We start from the raw sequence: 20,695 nt of genomic DNA on the forward strand, positions 1-20,695 counted from the left end.
AGCCTCGCTCAACTCCCGTATCTGCAGAGAAGACAGCTCTTTGTTAGTTGTCAACTTGAGTGGTACCGCGAAACTAACCCTTCGTCTCAAATCAGAGACGAAGGGTTTATTTATTTTTAAGGAGGAAAAGCTAATGCGCAAATTGTATGTTTTTGATACTACCCTCAGAGATGGTGAGCAATCCTTGGGGATAACTCTGAATGTTAAAGAGAAGTTAGAGATTGGCCACCAGTTAGTGAAGCTCGGGGTGGATGTTATTGAAGCTGGTTTCCCGGCTTCTTCGCCGGGAGACATGGAGTCCGTTCGAACGATTGCTAAGGAAGTTAAAGGAGTCATCATCTGTGGTTTGACAAGAGCCGTTGTCCCGGACATTGATCTTTGTGCCGAAGCGTTACGTAAAGCAGAATACCCTCGAATCCACACTGGTATAGGGGTATCTCCAGTTCACATGGCAAAGAAGTTAAAGCTCACCCCAGACCAAGTCGTGGAGCAGGCGGTTGCTGCCGTAAAATATGCCAAGAAATATGTGAGTGATGTTGAGTTTTACGCAGAAGACGCTTTCCGAAGTGACCCAATGTTCTTGGCTAGAGTGATCGAAAACGTGATTTCTGCTGGAGCAACTGTTGTTAACCTTCCAGATACAGTCGGTTATGCTAACCCATGGGAATACGGAGAACTGATTAGTTATGTTATTAATAACGTTCAGAATATTGATAGAGCGGTGGTCAGTGTTCATTGTCACAACGATTTAGGAATGGCAACGGCAAATTCCCTAGCAGGTATCAAGGCGGGAGCTAGCCAAGTGGAAGGAACCATCAACGGGATTGGAGAGCGGGCTGGGAACACATCCTTGGAAGAGGTGATCATGTCCATTTATACCCGGCGAGACGGATACGGAGTTGAGAGCAAAATCAATACCCGTGAGATTTCTGCCACCAGCAGGCTTGTTTCGCGGATAACCGGTGTGACAGTCCCTGACCATAAGGCAATTGTCGGAGCCAATGCTTTCAATCATGCCTCGGGCATTCACCAAGATGGGGTCTTAAAAGATAGGGAAACCTATGAGATCATTCAACCAGAAACGATTGGAGTGGCTCAAAATATCATCAGCCTGACCGCAAGATCTGGACGACATGCCCTCCAACATTGCCTAGAGGAATTAGGGTATACCATAGAAGGTGCTCAGTTAGATGAGGTATATCAAAGATTCTTACAATTGGCGGATCAGAAGAAAGAAGTGTTCGATCAAGATCTCTATGTCCTCATGGGGGATTCTGGTGGATCGGAAAGTAATATTGTGCTACAAAGTATGTCGATCGCCACAAATGGGGTTGAGATGGCGACAGCCACTGTGATCCTGGAAATAGAAGGCATAATGATCACAGATGCAGCTTGTGGTAACGGCCCTGTTAATGCGCTATTCAACACTATTGATAGAATAACAGGTAATACCGCCATCCTCGAAGATTACACACTAAAGTCTGTGACTCGGAGTAGTGAGGCCCTAGGAGAGGCCACTGTAAAATTGCGCTATGAGGATGGTCGTTTGATAGTAGGAAAGGGTTTTTCAACAGATATTATTGAAGCCAGTGCCAAAGCCTATATTAATGCCTTAGATAAGAGAGACTTGAGAGCGGATGTTTAAAAGTTCTAACAGATTAACCAAGCAAACCCTGAATGGAAAAATGCTATCAATTAGGTGCAAACAGCTATATTCAAAAGCCCGTCGGCTTTGAGGGATTCATAAACGCAATCACAAAATTAAAAGAATATTGGTTTGAGATTTCAATATTACCAAAAACTCTATAATGGACATGGATAGAGATTTTAATAATCCTTATAGCAAAAATCGTGTAAAGTACAAGGGCAGTTGACCAGGATTGCTGGTTCAACTGCCCTTGTACTTTTATTATTTATGCATATTAGCTTGCGCTGAAAGAACTCATGAACGCTTTGAAATGAGTTTCTTGTCTTTCACTGCGTGGAGTTCTTTGCTGTCTTCAGTTAAGGTTAATGGAGTTTTAGCTTCTTCAAGAAGCTGGCTCGATCCTGTAAAATGGGCACCCTGTTCCACTTTAAACTGTCGTGTGCAAATATCTCCGACTAAGCGAGCAGAGGCATTTAATTCTAACAGATCCGTTGTTTTAATGTTACCACAGACTTCTCCAGCAAGGCTAACAGTGTTTGCCTCAATATTAGCCTTCAAGAAGGCATTTGCACCAATTATCAAATCGCCGGTAACCTGAACATTTCCATCAACTTTCCCGTCAATTCTTGCATTACCTTTAATAGTCATTGATCCGGTAATTTGGCACTCTGCCGCAATAAAGGTGGTGTCTCCACCGCTGGATTGATTGCTTGAAGGTCTTTTAAACATCCGGTTCCTCCTTTATGAAATTTGTGAAAGTAAGGGGATCGACATTTAGGCCATTAACAATAGCTCCATAATGAAGATGAGATCCCGTACTTCGTCCACTATTACCGCTATAGGCAATTAGATCAGCTTTCTTAACTTGATCCCCTTTTTTCACTAAGAGACGAGAATTATGACCATAAAAGGTTTCAATTCCATGACCATGATCAATAACAACCTTATGGCCATAAATGGGATCTCGCGCAGCAAATGTAACAACACCAGCAGCTGAGGCTAAGACTGGAGTGCCGTAATTACAGGCGATATCAATTCCGTTATGATACTCTGTCGATCGGCCTCCGAAGGGATTGCGACGATAACCGAAAGAAGAGGTGATTTCACCTTCAGCAGGTAGAATGGTCGGTGTCTGATCAAGTTTATCTTTTTGAAGGACTGCTACCTCGTAATAACGTTGTAAGAGGTTTAAATGTTCAGTCACTATTGAGGCTTGATGGTCTAGCGTTTGAATTGTTGGCTTAGATGACCCAAAGCTTTGAACGACGGGGTCAATCCCCCGGCTTACGGTTGCACTTGAAGAGGTCGGATTAATTTTTAGAATCGAGGAAAGTTTCTCCTCTAACTGCTTAATTGTTTGGAGATCGTTGGTTATTTGATCGGACATTGCGTTTAAGCGTGAGATCTCTTGATCACGTTCAACGAGGGTGGTCTCAAGTTGATCAATGTGGTTTATGGTAGGTTGGCGTTCCTTGATAAAATGACTCAAATAGAGGTTTTGAGCAAATAGCCCTATCATCATCACCCCAATAAGGAGCATTCCGCCACCAAGAATCTGTTTGCCTAGTTTGGAGAATTGAAACTGGTGGGTATTAGAATGATCGGGTGGAATGAATATGATGGTGTATTTATTTTTCATTAAATTCCTCCAGAAACTATAGTTAAACGAAGCCTTTTTCAACCTTCGACTTTTGGCATGAGTTTTTAAATATATAAGTGTACAATAAACGTCATTTCGCTGCTTGTCAACAATTCAAACTAAATTTGTCGAATGTATTCAATTCTACATTATTGGGAATAGGAAAAACATGCCCACCACAACAAAAATTGAGGGAGCATGTCTTTTCTTCCATACGCGGAGCTTTAACGAGGAAGGAGTCCAAGTAGTTGGCGAGCTTCTATGGGACTTGCCACTGGGCGATCCAAACTTTCGGAAACCTTAATTAATCGATCAACTAAAGGAGCATTTCCCTTGGCAAGTATCCCTTTGCGGTAATAAATATTGTCTTCAAAGCCCGTTCGCACGTGTCCTCCTAGCAGAATACCGAAGGTGTTCATGCTTAACTGATGCCTGCCAATACCTGAAACGGTCCAGGTCGAAGTAGGCGGGATCAGATCGAGAAGAAAGAGCAGGTTTTTAGCGGTGGCAGGCATTGCTCCAGGAACCCCTAAAACGAAATTAAAGTGTAAAGGGTTGTGAAGCAGGCCCTGCTTCACAAGGGTTAAAGCGTTTTGAACCATCCCGCTTTCAAAGACTTCAAGTTCGGGTTTAACGTGATGGGTCTGACAAACTCGGGCAAACTCTCGAACCATGGGTAAGGGATTACTGAAAGTATCATCCCCAAAGTTAACACTCCCCATACTCAATGAAGCCATCTCTGGGGCCAGGGTTACAGGCTGGACTCGTTCCTCTGCGGTCATTCCGACGGCTCCCCCAGTGGATACCTGGATAATAAGATCGGTTTCGGCTTGAATATAGGAAATCGCCTCGGCAAAGAGTGCTTTATCTTGCGATGGGTTCCCGAATTGATCGCGCATGTGCAAATGGACGATGGACGCTCCGGCATCGCGCACTCTTTTAGCTTCGTCGGCAATTTCACGAGGGGAAAGAGGTAGGTAAGGCGATTGTTCGCGTGTGACTTCTGCGCCAACAAGGGCGACAGTGATAATCAGCTTTTCCATGGATTCCCTCCGATACATGAACATCAGTTTTAGTTTACGAGTTGACTAGGAACGCTGTGGTGGATTATTACGTTGTTTTTCCTTAGGGACCATACAGGTTCCGCTCGCCCGGCAGACAAGGATGGGTTCTTTAAGGATCTCAGCAGCCGAACTGCTGCCGGGGAGGGGAGAGATCACCTTGTTAGCTTCAAAGCGCATTTTGCGCGATGTATTTCCGTAGTGCGTTATAATACCGGTTGCTTCGATATAGTCCCCGGCAAAGACTGGGGTAAGAAACTCAATATTGTCATAAGCCACAAAAAGACCTTCATCCCCATCAGTATAGATGAGTAATTCGGTGGCCACATCTCCAAAAAGCTTGAGCATATGCGCTCCGTCCACTAAGCCACCACCGTAGTGAGCGTCTCCAGCGCCGATGCGTAAACGAATTTTGCTTTCGTACATCGATCTCACACTCCTTGTTTTACGTTTTACTACTTGCAAATATCACAAAAAATATATGAATATCCCAAACTCATACCTTGTTTACTTGCTTTTTATTTTTGCTTTCTAATCCTTGCTGGATCGAGCTAGTACCCGATCTAGGACAAAGCTTGCCACATCTTCTGCATACGTGCCAGGGCCGAAACCCGCATCATAACCTAATTCTTTAGCTAATTCATAGTTAATCCTTGGGCCTCCAGCAATCAAAAGGAAACGGTCCCTTAGTCCTTCTAATTCGAGGAGTTCGACCATCCGAGTAAGGTTGTGGAGGTGGAGGGATTTTTGCGTGACCACTTGGGAGATTAAGATTGCATCGGCGGAGACTTCGTGTGCTTTCGCTAGTAATTCCTCACAAGGAACTTGTGCTCCAAGATTGAAAGCATCAATCTCATGATAACTCTCAAGTCCTTTATGGGAGTTATACCCTTTCATGTTTAGGATGGCATCGATCCCAACTGTATGGGCATCGCTCTCGATGCAGGCACCCACCACGATCAACTTACGACCGAGCAGAGTGCGGATGCGGTTTTCAATCTCCGGCTTTTCTAGGCGTTCATGTGAGAGCTTAGGGATTTCAATGCTGGTATAGTCCACACTGACCGGAGAACGTGCATAAAGTACGAAGAAACTAAAGTCTTCCCCTAAATCATGTGCATGCACTACCTTAGGATCTTGAAAGCCGCTCTGCAAAGCAAAGCGTCGGGCGGCCTCCTGCGCTTCCTCTCCAAAAGGAACAGGTAAAGTAAAGGAAAGCTGTACGATGCCATCATCAAGAGTATCCCCATAAGGACGAACCTGTTTAAGATCAAGCGTAGGCATGAAAATCACCACCTTATTCGCTATTCGTAGTCCAATGTCCAATGTTCGATGTTCGATGTCGTTGTTCGTATCATGAACCGTGAATCACGTATCATTAATTACGAACTACGAATTACGAACCAGAGCGACCTTCCTTAAGTAAATTAAGAAACGGGTTTAAGTATTTAGGATGTTTAGTAAAAACACCGTCAAGCCCTCGGCCGCCGGTTGGCTTTCGAGAAATCTCCGCAAACATACCCTGCTCCAGAGCCGAGAATAGACCTGTTTTTTGAATCTCTTCCAACATGTTAACCGCCTTCTGAAGGGTGATTTGAGCACGTTGTTGTACCAAGCCGTCCGTGACAAAGGTTATTTCTTCATGAAAATGCCCAATTGTCTTAAAAACGAGCTTTGCGGACTCCAGACTAAGAAAGCGGTCTTGCATGAGGGGAGTATGAATGGCTTCAGTAAGCATCCCCAGTAGATGTATGCTTTGACCGGTTAAGACAGAGGCCACATTGAAAAGAGTATCCTGAACATGTCCACGAAAGATGTTTCCGGTTAAATATTTGGTGGGTGGCATGTATTTGATAGGGGAACGGGGGAATATCTCTCGAATCATCTGAGCCTGGGCAATTTCATAGAGGAAAGCATCCGGCACTTCGGGGTTGATTTCCATCGCATGGCCTAGACCCTGTTGTTCTTCTGGAAGCCCAGACAGGAAAGCAAATTGTTCGTTAAGAAAGTTTGAAGCAAGGACGGTGTGCGCTGCTTCCATCGCATCAGCCGTGGTCAGATAATTGTCCTCACCCGTGTTGATAATGATCCCGGCAAAACCATTAATTAAGCGAGAAAAAGATTGATCGATGAAGGTGCGCTGCATGTTGATGTCTCGAAAGATGATGCCGTACATGGAGTCGTTGAGCATTACATCAAGTCGTTCTAAGGCACCCATGGCTGCGATTTCCGGCATGCACAGCCCAGAGCAATAATTTGTAAGACGAATGTAGCGCCCCAGTTCTTGCCCGACTTCATCTAATGCCTCTCGCATAATTCGGAAATTTTCTTGTGTCGCAAAGGTTCCCCCAAAGCCCTCGGTAGTCGGCCCGTAGGGCACGTAATCGAGAAGGCTCTGGCCAGTAGAGCGAATCACAGCGATGATGTCGGCACCTTGCCGTGCAGCAACCCGTGCCTGTAAGATATCTTCATAAATATTACCGGTGGCGACAATGACGTAGAGATAAGGTTCTGGAACTACACTTAAGGTAGAAAGACAGTCCTCACGTTTATGGCGTTGGTTGCGAATGTGCTCTACAGCGGGTCGAGCGAGGTCGAAGGACTTTTTTACGATTTGGTCCTCGGAGAAATCAGGGAGATTCTCGAAGGATATTTCATGGCGTGCCAATCGTTCAGCTAGAATTTGTGGTTCCGATTTGAAGTGGAGGCAGGCTTTGGCGAAGATACGAGCGACCCCTTCATCGAGTAGGAGATGCTCCTTTAAGTGGTCGACAACGTAATTCGGCAAGGGAATCCCCTCTTGGTCAACGCCATTAATACCCAGCAAACGAAGAACTGTGCGTTCGATACTGACCGTACTGTGGGAAAGAATAAATGGGGTAATTTGCTCAACGATGTCCTGGGCTAGTGTTCTTGCCTTCCAAATAAGATCCGGATCCAGATTAAGTTTGTTTTGGACGTATGGGCGAGTCAAGCGGATCACCTCTTCCAGGGGTAGTTTTGAGTGGCGAGTATTAAGTGAAAAGAAATTCAGGGAACTCTACAGACTTCTACAGACTTATGTTAAGGCAACCAGACTTGTTGTTTTTGGATGTCCACCAAGGGAACCCTAGTATAAGGAAGCAAAGCTTCCGCGATCCGCTCAGTTGAGATTGGCGTGATAGGGTGCCAAGAGCTTAACGTGAGCAGCGCAAGCTCGGGACGTTCTAGTAACTTCACTTCGATTCCTCGGGACTTTAAACCATTCCATACACTAGGGGAAAGTAAAATATGAGCAGGAGTTCGAACTATAAACTGACGAGGTAAACGTCCAGCAGTGCGGAGTGCTAAGTAAAAGGAGTCGGTAAGCGCACCTTTGAGGTATACAGCTTCGACTTGGGGTGGAATGAGGGATTTCACGTCTTGGTTCCAGAGAAAACACGGTAAGGGAAACCAGGTGCCTTGTTCAAAAAAGGCGTTGTGATTTATGAGGATGTCTTGAGAAGGGCTTCCAATGGAGAAACCACTCCAGGGTGAAAAGGTAGGAAGTTGTAATAATTCTAGGCTATTTAGCGAGCGTTCGGTCACTTCTTTTAAGGAGTTTCCTAAGGCGGCACCTGTACTTAGAATTACGCTCATATCCTGATTTACGGCTCTCTCAATCTTCTCTCCCCCCTTCAACTTCTTTAACGTGTCAAGGGCGACCGCTTCTTTTGTATTATTAGAAAGTATAAATTTGGAGTAAGCATCAATAAAACTAAAGCGGTCGTCTTCCCCAAGGCTGATAGAATGATTAATACGTGCGAAGACAGTGTCTTCGGGCACCTGCCAAATTTTCTTTAGATTCGCAATAGCGAGCACAGATATATGAGAGAGTCGGTTCAGCGCCCCATCCACATGAATCCGAGTTGCGCCATGCTGACGCAGGCGTGAAATCCCCTCTAGGAGTTCTGATAGAGCTGAGGGACCTGCCATACGAAAATCACCGGGTTCGGTCATTCTGAGAATGAGCCAAGAGCCGAACTGAGGATGGTTTCCCCAGGCTTCAAGAATGTCATAGCCTTTCGGGGTGTCAGGAAGAAAGCGTTCTGCTGTAAGAATGATTTGCCCGAGATGCACTGTAATAGAAGGTTTAGGATGGCGGTAAATGGCATCGAATGTTTCACCATCATACCCAATGGAAGTTATTCCAAGGCATTGATCAGGAAAAAGCCGATTGACGGCATTTAAGGCAGTTGTTTTGCCTGTATTCTTGGCAAGCCCCGCAAAGACTAGGATCGTATAAGGGGAAAGTCTGGAGCGTAACTCAAGTAGCCAATCATCAGACTTAGGCATAGGTTCTCTCATAGAGTTCGCGCAGGCGAGAGTTTTCGCGCATGATCGCCAGAGCAATTTCGGCATGTCCTTCGGTATAGCCGTTTCCAACCAGCATGGTTACGTCCTTACCGATGCCCTCCGCACCTAAAGCTGCTGCTGTAAACGAGGTTGCCATACTAAAAAAATAGACAATGCCTTTATCCTTAGTCGCTAGAATGCTGCCGAGTTCAGTCCGGGGAATGTTGACCATATTTAAAGTAAGATCCGCTAATTTCCCCTCGGTAAGACGTTCGATTTCGCGCAGCACCCATAGTGAGTCACAGGCATCCCCTTGAAGCGCGATGAGCGGGAGACCAGATTCTTTCATCCGCTTTACACCTGCGCTAGACTGACTAATGCCGATCACCTGGCCAGTAACACCTGCCCGTTTGCAGGCTTCGTGAAGGCATAAGAGTCCGGATTTTCCGCCCCCACCGATCACCACGACCGTATCCCCTGGTTTGACAATTTTTGCAGTTTGGGCTGGAGCACCCGCGACATCAAGTACCGCCAAAGCCAGTTTTTGGGGCATGTCATCTGGAAGTTTTACATAAATACCGCTTTCAAATAAGAGCGCTTCGCCTCGAATTTCTACTTGATCGACATCCTTGTGTATGGCAAGGATTTCCTCTATGTGGAGGGGAGTCAAGGATAAGGAAACAAGAGTGGCAATTCGATCCCCTACGTTCAAGGGTCGATTCTGCAAAGCGGATCCGATGGCTTTAATTTTCCCGATCAACATTCCACCAGAACCGGTGATTGGATTGTGTTGTTTGCCACGCTCAGCAACCGTTTTCAAGATAATTTGAGCAATTTTCTCCGGAAGACCACCAGCCTCAGTCTTAATCTGGGTAAACGAGGCTGAGTCGATGTTTAACACTTCTACATCTATAAGGATCTCGTTATCATACAGGGTCGAGAAATCATTGTTGAGGGATTCCGCGGGTTGAGGCAATACCCCTAGGGGTTTAAGGACTCGATGGGTTCCGAAAGGGCATCCTAACGACATAAAACTATCTCCTCTCAGTCTTAATATTCAATTACTAAACCTTACTTAGCGTGGCGATGTCGACGATCAAGATTTTCTGGTTCCAGAGAAAGCTTCTGATGACTTAAGAGTTTTAGAACCCCGACCTGAGGATCGTTTTCTCGGCAGTACTCACATTGACACTCTTCTTGCAAAAGATTGGGCTCATCGTAAACCGTAATCACCCCTTCGTAGTTGCGGAGAACGACTTTATTAGGTCCCATGGAAATGAGATATTGAGGACTGACTGGTATCTTACCGCCCCCCCCGGGAGCATCGACGACATAGGTGGGAACAGCATAGCCGCTAGTATGTCCGCGCAGATTTTCTACGATCTCAATGCCTTTCGATACTGAAGTCCGGAAATGTTCAATGCCAGTCGAAAGATCGCATTGATAAATATAATAGGGGCGGACCCGGTTTTTGACCAGTAGATGCACTAATTTCTTCATTATATTTGGGCAATCGTTGACTCCCCTGAGCAGAACGGATTGATTGCCCAGTGGGATTCCGGCATCTGCCAGACGCGCCAAGGCAGCCTGGGATTCAGGCGTGATTTCTTTGGGATGATTAAAATGGGTGTTAACCCAAATGGGATGATACTTGCGTAGCATTTGGACGAGGCTATCTGTAATGCGCATGGGAAGGACAACTGGAATACGGCTGCCAATCCGGATGATTTCGACATGAGGAATGGCACGTAAATTAGATAAGATGTAATCTAAACGATCATCCGAGAAGGTGAAGGGATCCCCACCCGATATCAAGACATCACGGACCTGCGGGGTGGCTCGGATGTAATCGAGGGCCTGCTGAAAGTGTTCTAAAGGTAGGGCCTGATCGGTTTGGCCCGCCATACGCCGCCTAGTGCAATGCCGACAATACATGGAACATTGATCTGTTACGAGTAATAAAACTCGATCCGGGTAGCGATGAGTTAAGCCTGGAACGGGAGAATCCGTATCTTCGTGAAGGGGGTCAAAGAGGTCATATTCCCCGACATGAAGTTCCAAGGCGGTGGGAATCGCTTGTTTGCGTACTGGACAATGGGGATCATCGGGGTTAATGAGCGAGGCGTAATATGGCGTGACAGCCATACGAAGAGTTTCTAGGCATTGGGCAATGCCCGTTTCTTCAGCTTCTGTCAATGGGATAACCTCTTTTAATTCTTCAACGGTCGTAACCCGCTGAGAGATTTGCCAGTGCCAATCATTCCATTGTTGATCAGGAACTTGAGACCATTTAGAGAGGTCTTGACGAGTGCGCATAAAGGGAACCTCCTCGGTGTTCATTCAATATGATGTGCTCTGTGTAATCTGTAGTGTGTAAACTTCATGCCAAAGGAAAAAAGAGTATTAAAGTTCACGTTGTATCATGAAGCTGGGATCTTAGGCAAAGTACGGATGTCTATATTAGCCTAAAAATGGGCGAATAGATGCCGGTTTTTGGGCTAAATTGTTTTTGACTGATATTGTAAGTATATTCATAAAAGTTAGAATAGATATTAATAATTGAAGGGATTTGTAATAATAGTCTATGCTTTGGTGCATAATTAGCAGGAATACATAATACATTCGCTTAGGGGGTTACATTAAGATTGATTTTTCTTTATAATATAATAAAACAACTACGTAATAAAGGCGCGCTAAGAGAGAATCGATGCGCGCCTTCTGAATGAAGAAAAATGCCCGTCATCAAGAGAATGGGCGTTTTGAAAACGAAATAATAGTTTTGGGAGGTCGTGTTTGGTTATGGAGACGAAGATGCCGATGGTACTTGATATCATTAGTGAAAATATTATTAAGCATGGCAATCCGCTGGCCTTGAAGGGTTCAGAGGTCGCGTCTTGGGCAAAAGAACTTAATTTGCCTGTTAAAGGGGAATTGCTATTCTATACCGGTGGGGAATATCAGTTGTTGCCCTTTATTGACTCTCTGGTTAAAACGATAACCCATCTTGATCAGGGCAGCAAGATGTTTTCCATGATGATGGGCGCCCGAAATATCCTGAATAAGACTGGGATTAACGCGGAGAAAATGTACGCTTCGGTCCTTGCCAAAGACAAGGTAAGGTATAATTCGGTATGTTTGAAAGCTGCCAAGGTGCTCCAAGGACTGGGTTATGAGTTCTGTTACGCCGGAAATGAAGAACTGTATAGTGGTGCTTTGCTCTATGAACTGGGTTATTTAGAGGATATGAAGACCTATGTCCAAAAAGTAGTTGAGGTCATTAGAACGAGTGGTGCCAAAACCATTGTCTGCCTCTCTCCCCATGCGGCAGAAGTCTTTAAATTTGTTTATCCTAAAATGGTGGAAGGGTTTGACTTTGAAATCGTCACCTATGTAGATCTGATCTGGCAACGAAGAGATAAGCTCTCTAAGATCCAATCCACAGGGTCGGTCGTTATTCATGATTCCTGCCGCTTGGCTCGCGAGTTAGGAATTCATCAGGAATTACGAGATATTCTTGAAAGTGTTGGAGCGGATGTAAAAGAGGCGCCTCGCAATCGAGAATGGACCTCATGTTGTGGCGGACCCATAAAAATCCTCTTTCCAGAGTTATCCCATGTCATTGGAGCCCGCCGTGTAAATGAATTGAAGGAAAGCGGTGCTGAGCATATTTTGACATCGTGTCCCTATTGTTTATCAGCCTTAGAGGGCGGCCGCGCCAAGGGAGATTCGGCCATTATTGAAGATTTAATCGAATTCCTATATAGGGGGGTTAAAGCATGACCGTCGATTTAAGAAAGGACTTTGTCGCTTATGCCAAGGACCTAAATAAAGCGAGCGAAGATACAAATATACGAACAGCAATCACTAGAGCGGTCAGTTCTTACCGCAGCACAGTTGCCGAAACGTTAGAGCGTTATCCTCACACTCCTCAATTGGCTGAGGAAGTGAAGGAGATTAAACGCCAGTCAATTGCTAATAAGGATGAATTGCTAAAACAGGCAATGGCTTCTGTCGAGCGCAATAAAGGAAAAGCATTCTTCGCCAAAGATCATCAGACCGCTCTAGACTTGGCCCTCGGAATCATTGGTCAGGGTAAAACTGTGGTCAAAGGGAAAAGCATGTTGGGCGAAGAGCTTCACCTGCGTGAGTATCTAGAGGAAAATGGTAACGAGGTTTGGGAGACAGACTTGGGCGAGTTCATCCTCCAACTGCGCAAGGACCGCCCCATGCACATAGTTTCTCCATCCATTCACGTGCCTCGTGAACAGGTAGCGGAAGTTTTTAGCAAGTTTTTTGGCAAAGAAGTACCCCCTGATATTGCCGAAGAAGTTAAGGTCGTAAGGGAGTTCATGAGGGAGAAGTATTTCTCAGCTGACGTGGGCATGAGTGGAGCCAATGTAGTGGCTGCAGACACCGGTGCGATGGTGATTATTGAAAATGAGGGCAATGTACGCCTTTCTACTGGTGCTCCCCCGGTTCATATCGTAATGGTAGGAACCGAGAAAATAGTTCCTACGTTCCAGGATGCTATGAAAGTTGCTGAAGTTACTTGGCGCTACGCACAATATGGCGTACCAGGGTATGTTAATATTATCAGTGGTCCAAGTAAAACGGGTGATATAGAGAAAGTAACTACCTACGGGGCGCACGGCCCTAAAGAATTTTATGTGATCTTCGTGGACAATGGTCGCAGCGATATGGCTAAGGAGGAAAAGTTTAGTCAGGCCTTGCATTGTTTACGTTGTGGTGGATGTATGTATGAGTGTCCAGTCTTCCAAGTGACAGCAGGTCACTTCGGGCATGTCTATATGGGGGGTATCGGTGCAATCTGGACGGCATTCGCGTCTGGTGGCATGGAGAAAGCGGCTCCGCTCGTTTATTCCTGTCTGCGTTGTGGCAGATGCGTAGAACGTTGCCCGATGAGCATCGAGGTACCAGCTATGGTGGGAGAGCTGCGCGAACGCATCGTTTATGGTAAATACTAAGATTCTAATAGAATGACTATTACACAATCTTGAATTAGGGGGATAGTTTGCACTACAGACTATCCCTCTGTGTTTAAAAGCGCTCAGTGCAGTAGCCATAGTCAAAGCGTCAATAAAACCGAGGTGTAACGATCAGATCATGATCGCTACACCTCGGTTTTTGGTTCGTTAAAAATCATTTGCCAACTCTGAATATCCTGTGTCTATTACTTACTTCGACTCTACTTGATTGGAAACGTTGAGAGAAGAAGGAGCAGTACTCTGCAGCGCTTTGACATTCCTAAGAGCAAACACAACGGTCTTTCTCATGATTCTCTCATTCAAAGAAGACGGATTGTGCAGTTTCATTCTCTTCAGGTGATTGTAAGCTGATTTGGGGATGGGTCTGAATAATTCGCTGACCATCCCTTTGACCATCTTAAGGCGATTTCCCTTGGCCAATGCCTTCAAGGACTTCAAAGCTCCACCTAGTACAACTTCATCTGCCATTAAATCCGTACCAAAGGGGAATTGCTGAAAGAGACCTTGAGACTGATAAGGCTTGAGCAGGTCGGAAATTTTTGGGGGTAGGTTATTTCTGTACTCTTCCGGAATTTCATAATCCAAAGGCAGCTTGTGCGCTTTTTTTGCTTGATCAAGGAGTTGCTTTTGAAATCTAGAGTCAGCGATATTGATCATTTCCATGACAACTTGTTTTTCTGGTTTACCTTTAATATCAGCAATTCCATACTCTGTGACTACAATATCTCTCAAATGTTTAGGGATTGAACAATGTCCGTAGTTGAAGACAATGTTGGACTTAAGGCTTTTACCAGACCCTTTGGTACTTTTGATCATGATCAGAACTCTTGCCTCGGGTAGGACGTGGCCCATAGCAACAAAGTTATATTGACCACCGATTCCGCTAACTACCTGACCATTCTCGAGTTGATCTGAGGCAATTGCCCCGAGAACACTTGCCACCATGCCAGTATTCACAAAGCGGGCATCTTTTCTCTGCAGGGTCCTCAGTTCTTCTCCACCATAAAGTTGGTTGACCTTTTCCACAGCTGACATGACAAAGAGCTGTCTTTCCTCTTCACTCATCTCATTAAGAGCTTGATAAAAGGCCTTTGGGCCTAAAAAGAAGGCACCCTGGACGACAAACCCCTTGAGAAGTTCTTTGCCAAGCAGTTTTCGAATCGCAAGTCTGTTCTTTTCGTCGTTCATATCCGCTGAGTAGCGGATCTCTCCATCTAAAATAGAATAATTTTCATACTTAAGGCCCTTTCTCAAAATTCCATTGTCACAAAGAAAGGAGAAGTCCTTGGCGCTAAGCTTTCTATGGACTGCTTTCATCTCGAGCAGTTGGTCTATAATGTCCAAGGGAATGTTGTCAGCGGAGAGCTTATCGTCATTAATTAGTTTCATGAGAGGGATGCTGTCAAAAACCTTCCTTTTCAAAATATCACTCTTATACATCTGCATAAAGGCATCAACAAACATCTCTGATGAGCCAAAAAGCCCTTTTTGGAAGACGCCTATATCCCCCCATCGAGCAATTAGTTTTTCATAACGTTTTGTCAAGCCAGCCTTGTTCAAGACCTCCTGATAAGTATCATTATGTTCATTGCGCATAATAAGTCCTGAAACAATAGCATCGCCAAGGGCGCCAATCCCTACTTGTATTGTGCCACCGTCTTTGATCAAGGTGCTGACATTGAGACCAATCATGTGATCGGACAAGGCCACAGGATCTTTCGGAGGGCAGAAGAGTTCATAGTCATATTGTGGCCCTTGCAGAATTATGTCATAGCTTTCCGCTTCTACAACAGCATCTCCATACATAAAGGGCAGCTTTTTATTGGCTTCCCCGATAATAACGACCTTTTCACCTTTATCTCTCATTGCACCCATTTTCCGGATTGTTTCAAGACAGATATCCGGGTTGCAAGCCATAGAATAGAGGGTTTTGCCGTTGATTTCTTGGTAAGCGATAAGTTCCCCGAAGACGTTGGTTCCAAGGGCTAAAGCATCACGAACAACATGGGTGTAGTGTGAAGACAGATGGTTTTGTTGGGGCAGTGGACTATTGAGGTTAGAGCCTGCTTTGCTGTAAAACTCAAAAACATCAACATTTTTCGGAAGTTTTCCCTCTCTGAAATCGAGCATGTAGTCAAACTCCGGAACCCCTGCGAAGACTCTATCTGAAAGAGGCTGGAGAAAGCGTTTTTCAAGTTCTGAGTGGCCTTTAGGTTTTTCAAGGGAGAGAGCGGTAATGATTTTAAGCGAGATTTCAGGATCCTCTTTGGCTCGTCTATAGAGTTCATTGAGAAAGAGAACAGGTTTTCCTAGGGCGAGAGTCATAGAGAAGGTGATATCCTTCCCGACATAGTTGATCACCGTTTCGACACATTTTTTCACGTCGTTATAGATCATTCCTGGCTTTTCATTCAACATTCTAGTCGCCTGCCATTTCATCGAAATTTTCTAACAACAGAGTGCGGTTGATGTAAATTATAGCCCCGAACCAAGATGATTCTCTTTGTGAATCATCATTCATTAAGTGAATATTATCATAAATCTGCACATAATGTAATATAAATAATCAAATTTATTCATCTATTATGATTATTTATATTACTTAAATAATAAAAAAACCTATTACAAATTTAGTCGTAATTTAATGTATATTCAGAATTAATAGATTAAATAAATATAAACTACAGATTCTTATTTACGCTCCATCAAGAGTTATGATAGAATGACTAAAAGTGGTAATTAAGAAGAGGGAAAGTACGGGTGAATCAAAATGCGTTATGAAGGAACGGTCTATCGACCACCAAGTGAGGCCGAGAGTTTGCTGATCCAGGCGACCATTGGTTGTCCTCATAATAAATGTACTTTTTGTAATATGTATCGAGATAAGAAATTCCGGATCCGGTCCGTAACAGACATTAAAGAGGACCTTCGAATGGCTAAGGATTATTACGGAAACAAAGTTCAGACAATTTTCTTCCCGGATGGAAATACAATATTAATGAAAACAGACCAGCTCATAGAAATCCTCAACTATGCTCGAGAACTGTTTCCCTTCTTAAAGCGTATGACCGTCTATGGTTCCGCAAAATTTATCAAATTAAAAACACTACAAGAGTTCCGTTTACTGAAAGAAGCAGGCTTAACCCGTATCCATTCGGGAATGGAGAGTGGGGACGACGAAGTTCTGCGCAGGATTCAAAAAGGCTTCACCGCCTTAGAAATGATTGAAGCCGGTCTCAAAGTGAGAGAAGCGGGGATTGAATTGAGCGAGTATATCCTTATTGGAATTGGTGGGCGAGAACGCACCTGTGAACATGCCGTAGAGAGCGCTCGAGTACTGAATAAATTCACCCCAGACTTTGTCCGATTACGGACTTATGTTCCCTATAAAAGAACCCCTCTCTATGAAGAACTACAACAAGGAAGCTTTCAGCTTTTAAGTCCCCACGAAGCTTTAAGAGAAACACGGTTATTGGTTGCAAATTTAGAGGGCCCTTTCGAATTGTTAAGTGATCATTTCTCAAACTTTGCCTGGGTCAATGGAACTATTCCTAAGGACAAGGCAATTATTCTAAATAGCCTAGATCAGCTTTTAGAGGTGCCGGAAAACGAATTTAGAACAAGGTATTAAGTATAAGGGTGACCTTGCTGGCGTCAAGCGTTCGGCGTCGGCGATTGCCTTATTAGAAATAAAAAAGCCAAGGCTGGATTTTAAACCAGCCTTGGCCTTTTGCTTTTATGGAAAGCACGATTTCACTGCGAAAGAGTTATTTACTCAAAGACTTTGCGGTAGTATTAGGCACTTGAGGAGGAGCAAAATCGCGAAGACTGTTGTTGTGCCTTAAGGCAAAGGTAACAAGTTTTCTCAGGATTTTCTCTTGTATCGAAGACGGCTTTTCAAGTTTCAAGCGTTCCATGAAGGGATGAGCGGATCTGGGGATTGGTCTGAACAATTCGAAGAGCACCCCTTTTGCTAGTGTAAGGCGATTTCCAGTCGATAGTCTTTTTAGGGCCTTTAACGCTCCCCCCAGAACCACCTCCGTCTCTGTTAGATCCGTCCCAAATGGAAATGCTTTAAAAACACCATGGACTTGATAGGGTTTTAAAAGGGCTGTGATAGTTTCTGGGGTATTATTTCTGTATTCTGCTGGGATTTGATAATCAAGGGGTATTTTGCCCGCCTTTTTGGCTTGATCAAGCAGCTGCTGTTGAAAACGAGAATCGGCAATATTGATCATTTCGGCAATGACTTGCTTTTCAGGTTTACTGCGAACGTCAGCAATCCCATACTCAGTTACAATAATGTCTCGCAGATGCTTGGGCACTGAGCAATGCCCATAACTGAAGACAATATTGGATTTCAGACTTTTGCCAAATCCCTTGGTACTTTTAACCATCATAATAACTCTAGCATCCGGTAGGGCATGCCCCATAGCTACAAAGTTGTATTGTCCACCAATGCCGCTGATAACCCGACCATCCTCGAGCTGATCTGAAGCAATGGACCCTAGAAGGCTTGCTACCATGCCTGTATTAACAAAGCGGGCATCTTTCCTTTGTAGGGTTCTGAGTTCTTCCCCTCCATAGAGCTGATTAACCTTTTCGACACCAGACATGCCAAAGAGCTGTCGTTCTTCTTCGCTCATGTCATTCAGAGCCTGGTAGAAGGCTTTTGGGCCAACAAAGAACGCGCCCAGAATAACTTGACCACCTCTCAGCTCTTGGCCAAGCAACGTTCGGATCTCCAGGCGGTTTTTAGCGTCATTCATGTCCGTGGAATACTTGGTTCCCCCGTCGATAATAAGTCCCGATTCATAGGTAAGACCCTGTTTCAGGATTCCGTATTCTACAAGAAAAGCAAAGTCTTCTGCATTCAGGTTAGAATGGATTGCTTTCATTTCAATGAGTTGATCTATGATATTTGGAGGAATGTTGTCTTCTGCGAGTTTTCCACCATTGATTAATTTCATGATAGGTATGCTGTCAAAGACCTTTCGCTTTAAGATCTTGCTTTTATACATCTGCATAAAGGCATCCACAAACATCTCGGATGAACCATAAAGACCTTTCTGGAAAACTCCTGTATCTCCCCACTCGCTGATGAGTTTCTCGTATCTTTTTAAAATATTGGCTTTTTGAAGAATTTCCTGGTATAGGTCATTATGTTCATTGCGCATAATCAGCCCTGAGACAATAGCGTCACCAAGGGCACCAATCCCCACCTGAATGGTACCACTATCTTTTATCAAGGTGCTGACATTAATACCAATCATATGATCGGCCAGGGCAACAGGGTCTTTAGGAGGACAGAAGAGTTCATAGTCATATTGTGGGCCCTGAAGAATAATGTCATAAGTATTCGCTTCCACCACAGCATCTCCATACATAAAGGGCATGTTTTTGTTAGCTTCCCCTATGATAGCGACTTTTTTCCCCTTGGCCCTAAGCTCTTTAAGGTTTTTTACAGCTTCAAGACAGACATCTGTATTACAACTCATAGAATACATCGTTTTTCCGTTGATTTCTCGGTAACCTACCAACTGGCCAAAAACGTTACAACCTAAGGCTAGAGCATCGCGATTAGCATGGGTGTAGTTCGTAGCTAAATGGTTTTGCTGAGCCTCGGGACTATTCAGGTATCCTCCCGCCTTACAGAAAAATTCTAAAACTTCAACGTTTTTAGAGAGCTTTCCAGCTCTAAAATCGAGCACATAGTCAAATTCTAGAACTCCCTCAAAAACTCTATCCGCAAGTGGTCCTAGGAATCGTTTTTCAAGGTCACTGTGGCCTTTCGGTTTCTCAAGAGCCAGAGCAGTGATGATTCTAAGTTTTATCTCGGGATCCTCTTTGGCTCTTCTGTAAAGTTCATTAATGAACAGGATGGGTTTGCCGAGGGCAAGGGTCATGCTGAAGGTGATGTCTTTCCCGACATAATTAATGACTTCATCAACACACTTTTCTACATCATCATAGATTGTTCCTGGCTTTTCATTCATGTCATAGTCGCCTGCCATTTCATAATAATTTGATTAAAATAAGACCGCGTTTCTTATACCGAAGTTCATGGACAGATAAGGCTCCCGTTTAAACAATAAATGAATTTTAATTCAGTTAATTGAATATTACCATAAATTAGACAATATTGTAATAACAATAATCAAATTCTTTCATTAATTTTGATTATTGTTATTAGTCTAATAATATTCTTACTAAGGGGACGAATACGGATTTATCAAGTCTAGTTTATGAAACAGCAGTTTATTGCTGGCAGACCATCAGATTTTCCGTAAGATTATGAAAGTGAGTATTTATAGTTAGTATTCATATTTTGTAGACTTTAGAAATTTAGAGGTATAAACGAAAAAAGAGACTGGTAAAAACCAGCCACTTTTGTTTATATTACTCAAAACAATTTATCGTTTTTTAAACATCAGAAATGAATCCTCTAACATAGTTTCTGTTGCACCTAACTCATTCACATGATGGAGATATTTAAAAGCATAAAGTAAAAGTACATGGGAAAAAATTGCAAACATAAACGTTTGCGGGATACTCCATTTCGGAAGGAATATCTGATTAAGTGATAGGGCTGTGTAGTTCATAACAGTCGCCCATAAAATAAAGAACAAGACAATCCATAGCTGATATCTTGGAAAACGCCATAATAAATAGCCGTAAACAGTAGTAACGGCAAACCAACTCAAAGTAAAAAATACGGGAATATTGTAGATCATGAGTATATCTGATTCAAAAATCCAACCTTTATAAATATTGACGGCAACAATTTGAACGATCCATGTATAGACGAATCCACCTAGAAAAGAAAATAGCATAAGTTTTTTAAGATAGTGATGGGGTATTAATAATAAAACCAGAGACCAGTAAGCAACTGCCTGAATAAGCCAATAAAGCTCCATGAGAAACACCTCCTGATTCCTATTATGTAACATGTTGTAGCTTTCTATGCGTTAGACATAAATCGAGAAGGACGTTCGAGATTAGAACACGCCATGGATGGCAAGGTGTC

Annotated in this window: 16 protein-coding genes and 1 other annotated feature (1 of these 17 only partly in view); of the genes, 4 read left to right on the plus strand and 12 right to left on the minus strand. The window is 43.9% G+C overall.

The genetic code is table 11. The features are described from left to right. Positions 1-92, plus strand: a binding site (T-box leader) (it extends 247 nt beyond the left edge of the window). A gap of 41 nt (positions 93-133) precedes the next feature. Next, positions 134-1,645: a 2-isopropylmalate synthase gene (locus ACYQ3Q_RS16695; RefSeq protein WP_459929662.1), complete on the plus strand. Its 1,512-nt coding sequence runs from the start codon at positions 134-136 to the stop codon at positions 1,643-1,645. A gap of 297 nt (positions 1,646-1,942) precedes the next feature. On the opposite strand, the gene ACYQ3Q_RS16700 is transcribed toward ACYQ3Q_RS16695, so the two are convergent. The 9 genes from ACYQ3Q_RS16700 to kamA form a co-directional block, all read right to left on the minus strand. Continuing rightward, positions 1,943-2,377: a bactofilin family protein gene (locus ACYQ3Q_RS16700; protein WP_459929663.1), complete on the minus strand. Its 435-nt coding sequence runs from the start codon at positions 2,375-2,377 to the stop codon at positions 1,943-1,945. Then, the gene (locus tag ACYQ3Q_RS16705) at positions 2,370-3,287 is read right to left on the minus strand and encodes a M23 family metallopeptidase (protein WP_459929664.1); all 918 of its coding nucleotides are present in this window, start codon (positions 3,285-3,287) and stop codon (positions 2,370-2,372) included. The genes ACYQ3Q_RS16700 and ACYQ3Q_RS16705 overlap by 8 nt, the downstream gene beginning before the upstream one ends. A 224-nt stretch (positions 3,288-3,511) precedes the next feature. Continuing rightward, positions 3,512-4,330 carry a 3-keto-5-aminohexanoate cleavage enzyme gene (gene kce / locus ACYQ3Q_RS16710; protein WP_459929665.1) on the minus strand — a complete coding sequence of 273 codons (819 nt, stop codon included), beginning with the start codon at positions 4,328-4,330 and terminating at the stop codon, positions 3,512-3,514. 45 nt (positions 4,331-4,375) lie between these two features. Next, a complete protein-coding gene (gene kal, locus ACYQ3Q_RS16715) occupies positions 4,376-4,774 on the minus strand; it encodes a 3-aminobutyryl-CoA ammonia lyase (protein ID WP_459929666.1) in 399 nt (132 codons plus the stop codon). A gap of 105 nt (positions 4,775-4,879) precedes the next feature. After that, positions 4,880-5,632: a lysine 5,6-aminomutase subunit beta gene (gene kamE, locus ACYQ3Q_RS16720; RefSeq protein WP_459929667.1), complete on the minus strand. Its 753-nt coding sequence runs from the start codon at positions 5,630-5,632 to the stop codon at positions 4,880-4,882. A gap of 112 nt (positions 5,633-5,744) precedes the next feature. Then, complete coding sequence (gene kamD, locus ACYQ3Q_RS16725; protein ID WP_459929668.1) at positions 5,745-7,322, minus strand: lysine 5,6-aminomutase subunit alpha; 1,578 nt, start codon at positions 7,320-7,322, stop codon at positions 5,745-5,747. An 89-nt stretch (positions 7,323-7,411) separates the two neighbouring features. Beyond that, entirely contained in the window at positions 7,412-8,662 is a 1,251-nt protein-coding gene (locus ACYQ3Q_RS16730) for a hypothetical protein (protein WP_459929669.1), read from the minus strand. Next, positions 8,655-9,692, minus strand: a complete 1,038-nt coding sequence (kdd, locus tag ACYQ3Q_RS16735) for an L-erythro-3,5-diaminohexanoate dehydrogenase (protein ID WP_459929670.1) — start codon at positions 9,690-9,692, stop codon at positions 8,655-8,657. Before kdd ends, ACYQ3Q_RS16730 begins: the two co-directional genes overlap by 8 nt. Before the next feature lie 41 nt (positions 9,693-9,733). After that, complete coding sequence (gene kamA, locus ACYQ3Q_RS16740) at positions 9,734-10,978, minus strand: lysine 2,3-aminomutase (protein WP_459929671.1); 1,245 nt, start codon at positions 10,976-10,978, stop codon at positions 9,734-9,736. A gap of 483 nt (positions 10,979-11,461) precedes the next feature. Here kamA and ACYQ3Q_RS16745 point away from each other — a divergent pair, with 483 nt between their 5' ends. Beyond that, positions 11,462-12,442 (plus strand): (Fe-S)-binding protein, encoded by a 981-nt coding sequence (locus ACYQ3Q_RS16745; protein WP_459929672.1) that lies wholly within the window; start codon positions 11,462-11,464, stop codon positions 12,440-12,442. After that, positions 12,439-13,647 carry an LUD domain-containing protein gene (locus ACYQ3Q_RS16750; protein ID WP_459929673.1) on the plus strand — a complete coding sequence of 403 codons (1,209 nt, stop codon included), beginning with the start codon at positions 12,439-12,441 and terminating at the stop codon, positions 13,645-13,647. Before ACYQ3Q_RS16745 ends, ACYQ3Q_RS16750 begins: the two co-directional genes overlap by 4 nt. Before the next feature lie 210 nt (positions 13,648-13,857). Here the strand turns inward: ACYQ3Q_RS16750 and ACYQ3Q_RS16755 are convergent, their stop codons facing one another. After that, a complete protein-coding gene (locus ACYQ3Q_RS16755; RefSeq protein WP_459929831.1) occupies positions 13,858-16,083 on the minus strand; it encodes an acetyl-CoA hydrolase/transferase C-terminal domain-containing protein in 2,226 nt (741 codons plus the stop codon). Positions 16,084-16,438: 355 nt separating this feature from the next. Between ACYQ3Q_RS16755 and ACYQ3Q_RS16760 the strand changes: the two genes are divergently transcribed. After that, complete coding sequence (locus ACYQ3Q_RS16760) at positions 16,439-17,299, plus strand: radical SAM protein (RefSeq protein WP_459929674.1); 861 nt, start codon at positions 16,439-16,441, stop codon at positions 17,297-17,299. Between the two features lie 136 nt (positions 17,300-17,435). On the opposite strand, the gene ACYQ3Q_RS16765 is transcribed toward ACYQ3Q_RS16760, so the two are convergent. Beyond that, positions 17,436-19,664: an acetyl-CoA hydrolase/transferase C-terminal domain-containing protein gene (locus ACYQ3Q_RS16765; RefSeq protein ID WP_459929675.1), complete on the minus strand. Its 2,229-nt coding sequence runs from the start codon at positions 19,662-19,664 to the stop codon at positions 17,436-17,438. Between the two features lie 417 nt (positions 19,665-20,081). Further along, positions 20,082-20,585 carry a hypothetical protein gene (locus ACYQ3Q_RS16770; RefSeq protein WP_459929676.1) on the minus strand — a complete coding sequence of 168 codons (504 nt, stop codon included), beginning with the start codon at positions 20,583-20,585 and terminating at the stop codon, positions 20,082-20,084. Positions 20,586-20,695 lie beyond the last annotated feature (110 nt).

It is taken from the genome of Desulfosporosinus burensis (assembly GCF_054657535.1).

Coding starts and splice junctions, on each gene's coding strand:
- ACYQ3Q_RS16695 (WP_459929662.1), top strand. CDS start 134: ATGCGCAAATTGTATGTTTTTGATACTACCCTCAGAGATGGTGAGCAA.
- ACYQ3Q_RS16700 (WP_459929663.1), bottom strand. CDS start 2,377: ATGTTTAAAAGACCTTCAAGCAATCAATCCAGCGGTGGAGACACCACC.
- ACYQ3Q_RS16705 (WP_459929664.1), bottom strand. CDS start 3,287: ATGAAAAATAAATACACCATCATATTCATTCCACCCGATCATTCTAAT.
- kce (WP_459929665.1), bottom strand. CDS start 4,330: ATGGAAAAGCTGATTATCACTGTCGCCCTTGTTGGCGCAGAAGTCACA.
- kal (WP_459929666.1), bottom strand. CDS start 4,774: ATGTACGAAAGCAAAATTCGTTTACGCATCGGCGCTGGAGACGCTCAC.
- kamE (WP_459929667.1), bottom strand. CDS start 5,632: ATGCCTACGCTTGATCTTAAACAGGTTCGTCCTTATGGGGATACTCTT.
- ACYQ3Q_RS16730 (WP_459929669.1), bottom strand. CDS start 8,662: ATGCCTAAGTCTGATGATTGGCTACTTGAGTTACGCTCCAGACTTTCC.
- kdd (WP_459929670.1), bottom strand. CDS start 9,692: ATGTCGTTAGGATGCCCTTTCGGAACCCATCGAGTCCTTAAACCCCTA.
- kamA (WP_459929671.1), bottom strand. CDS start 10,978: ATGCGCACTCGTCAAGACCTCTCTAAATGGTCTCAAGTTCCTGATCAA.
- ACYQ3Q_RS16745 (WP_459929672.1), top strand. CDS start 11,462: ATGGAGACGAAGATGCCGATGGTACTTGATATCATTAGTGAAAATATT.
- ACYQ3Q_RS16750 (WP_459929673.1), top strand. CDS start 12,439: ATGACCGTCGATTTAAGAAAGGACTTTGTCGCTTATGCCAAGGACCTA.
- ACYQ3Q_RS16760 (WP_459929674.1), top strand. CDS start 16,439: ATGCGTTATGAAGGAACGGTCTATCGACCACCAAGTGAGGCCGAGAGT.
- ACYQ3Q_RS16765 (WP_459929675.1), bottom strand. CDS start 19,664: ATGAATGAAAAGCCAGGAACAATCTATGATGATGTAGAAAAGTGTGTT.
- ACYQ3Q_RS16770 (WP_459929676.1), bottom strand. CDS start 20,585: ATGGAGCTTTATTGGCTTATTCAGGCAGTTGCTTACTGGTCTCTGGTT.